This window comes from Kribbella albertanoniae, assembly GCF_004348455.1.
Lineage (GTDB): Bacteria > Actinomycetota > Actinomycetes > Propionibacteriales > Kribbellaceae > Kribbella > Kribbella albertanoniae.
On the sequence record NZ_SMKA01000481.1, the window covers coordinates 1 to 2,531 of the forward strand.

Genomic DNA, 2,531 nt, shown 5'->3' on the forward strand with positions numbered 1-2,531 from the left:
CGACGGCGAGTTCCTCTCCAGCTGCTTCTGACTGCTTGAGTGCAAACTGGGGACATGAGACAGGTCATCGTGGTCGACGCCGCCAACGTGATCGGTTCCCGCCCCGACGGCTGGTGGCGCGACCGCCCCGGCGCCGCCCGACGCCTCCTGCTCAAACTCGCCGCCCTCCAGCAGCAACTCCCCGAGACGAGCATCATCGTCATCCTCGAAGGCGCCGCCCGCCGAGCCCTCGACGGCGATCCCCTCGACCTCGGCCCCCTCCAGGTGGTGCTCGCCCCAGCGTCCGGCGACGACACCATCACCGAAGTCACCGCCGAATCGCTCACCCCCACGACCCCACCCGCCGTCACCGTAGTCACCGCCGACCGAGGCCTCCGCCACCGCGTAGAACCCCTCGGCGCCACCACCACCGGCCCCAACTGGCTATGGACCCAACTGGACAGCCTCTGACCATGTCATCCATCGAACTCATGAACGTCGTGTTCGCCTGCCCCGGCAACACCGAAGAAAGCTACGCCCGCGGCGCCCGCCCCCTCGCCGAGTTCTACGCCGAACTCCTGGGCATGCGCATCATCCGCGAGGACTGGTTCCTGATCGGCTCCGAACGCTCACCTCTCCAACTCGCCTTCGGCGATGGCCCGATCGACTACCACCCACCACGCTGGCCCGACCCTGCCTTCCCACAACAGATGCACCTCGACATCACCGTCGAAGACCTCCCCACCTCCGATCGGCGAGCCCGCGCACTCGGCGCCACCGCCCTCCGCCAAGAACCCGGCTACACCGTCTACGCCGACCCAGCCGGCCACCCCTTCTGCCTGTAACCCTTCGCCTCGTCTCGCCCCCGGCAGCAGCCCTCCATTCCTCATCACCCCCGCTGCTCTTCGTGCACCCAGCTCAACTTTGAGAACCCACCGACCGTTTCGGTGGGTTCTGCGTGGTTGGTGGGTGCACAAAGTGGGACCTCGTGCACAAAGAGAAGGCGATCCACCTTTGAGCACGAGACGGGTCCGGGCGCGGGCAACGCCGATGACATCCACGGGGGCATCCCTACCGAAACTCCAGCCCCGAAGGTGCGTGATCTGCCGACGGACAGGACGTATAGGTGTGCTGGATGCCACCGCCACGCTCACGTCCGGCAACTGGGTACGCCGACAGCCGTATACGTCCTGTCGGTCGGAGGATTCGAAGCCAGGTCCGCGCTCGGGCGATGACGCGAACGACATGTACTAGTGCCTCGCCGGCGACCTGGCCACCGACGTACAGGCGGGAAAGCGGCCGCGCCACCTGACCACCATGTGTCGTTACCGACGTCGGTGTACTCAGTCGAGGAGCCAGCCGTTGTGTTCGGCGATGTGGATGGCGTCGGAGCGGGTTCGGGCGCCGGTTTTGCCGATGGCGGACCAGAGGCGGCGGCGGACCACGCGCTCGGAGACGTGGAGGGAGCGGGCGATCATGGCGACCGAACCGCCGTCGCGGGCGGCGCGAAGGGTGTCGGTCTCGTCGTGGTTCAGTGGCGTGTCGGAGTACCGGAGGGATTCGGCGGCGAGGTTGGCATCGACGACCCGGAGCCCCAGGTGCACCCGGCGAACGGCATCGGCCAACTGCGGAGCAGGGCAGCCTTTGAGGGCGAACCCTTTGGCGCCGGCCTCCAGCCCGCGACGAAGGTGATTGGGCCGGCCGTAGGTGGTGAGGATGACGACACGGCACTCGGGGATCAACGTACGGAGCTCGGTGGTGACGGAGATGCTGGCGGTCCCCGGCCCGGCGGCGTCCAGCAGGGCGACGTTCGCGCGGTGCTGTTTGGCGGCGCCGACGACATCGTCGGATCTGTTGATCTCGGCAACGATCTTGAGGTCGCGTTCGCGCTCCAGACCATTCCTGAGGACGCCTCGGCGGAGGATCTGGTCATCGACCAGCAACAGCCGAATGGGGTCGGGCAAACGAGCCTCCGGGGTCACCGTCCGGGCGCCGGGGAAGTGCGACCGGGAGATAGTGGGCAGAACGTCGGTTCCAGATCATGAAGGCCGCCGCCACACCCCGTCCAGATCAACGCGGCATCTCTACCAGATTGCGACCAGATCGCGACCGCCCCGGCACTCCCTGTCCCCGCCGCCAGGATGATCCGAGCCACCAGCCGGGGCCTTGAACAAGAAACGGTGGGCGTGAACAAGTCATTTCCTGTGCAAACCCACCGTGCGATCTCCACACCCCCGACAACTGGACGTCGCCATCCCCCGACGGCTGTACACGCGCATGTGGGCGGGCGGGCTTCGGTGGCGTTGGTGGCCGGGTGGATGTGCGCAGGCGCCGTTGGCGACCGGACGAATGTAGGCGGGTGGCGTTGGTGACCGGACGGATGTGCACGGGCGGCGTTGGTGGCCGGTTGGATGGGGCGCGCGGATGTGCGCGGGCAGCGTTGGCGGCCGGGCGGATGTGCGCAGGCGCCGTTGGCGACCGGACGGATGTGCGCAGGCGCCGTTGGCGACCGGACGGATGTGCGCAGGCGGCGTTGGCGACCGGGCGGATGT

The 2,531-nt window shown here is 67.8% G+C and carries 3 protein-coding genes; 2 read left to right on the forward strand and 1 reads right to left on the reverse strand.

The genetic code is table 11. From position 1 onward, the window contains the following. The first annotated feature begins 54 nt into the window (after positions 1-54). Positions 55-450 carry a hypothetical protein gene (locus tag E1261_RS44305; RefSeq protein WP_132416309.1) on the forward strand — a complete coding sequence of 132 codons (396 nt, stop codon included), beginning with the start codon at positions 55-57 and terminating at the stop codon, positions 448-450. 2 nt (positions 451-452) lie between these two features. Further along, a complete protein-coding gene (locus tag E1261_RS44310; RefSeq protein ID WP_202875478.1) occupies positions 453-824 on the forward strand; it encodes a VOC family protein in 372 nt (123 codons plus the stop codon). A gap of 498 nt (positions 825-1,322) precedes the next feature. On the opposite strand, the gene E1261_RS44315 is transcribed toward E1261_RS44310, so the two are convergent. Beyond that, positions 1,323-1,943, reverse strand: a complete 621-nt coding sequence (locus E1261_RS44315) for a response regulator transcription factor (protein WP_132416311.1) — start codon at positions 1,941-1,943, stop codon at positions 1,323-1,325. Between the last annotated feature and the right edge of the window lie 588 nt (positions 1,944-2,531).

Coding starts and splice junctions, on each gene's coding strand:
- E1261_RS44305 (WP_132416309.1), top strand. CDS start 55: ATGAGACAGGTCATCGTGGTCGACGCCGCCAACGTGATCGGTTCCCGC.
- E1261_RS44310 (WP_202875478.1), top strand. CDS start 453: ATGTCATCCATCGAACTCATGAACGTCGTGTTCGCCTGCCCCGGCAAC.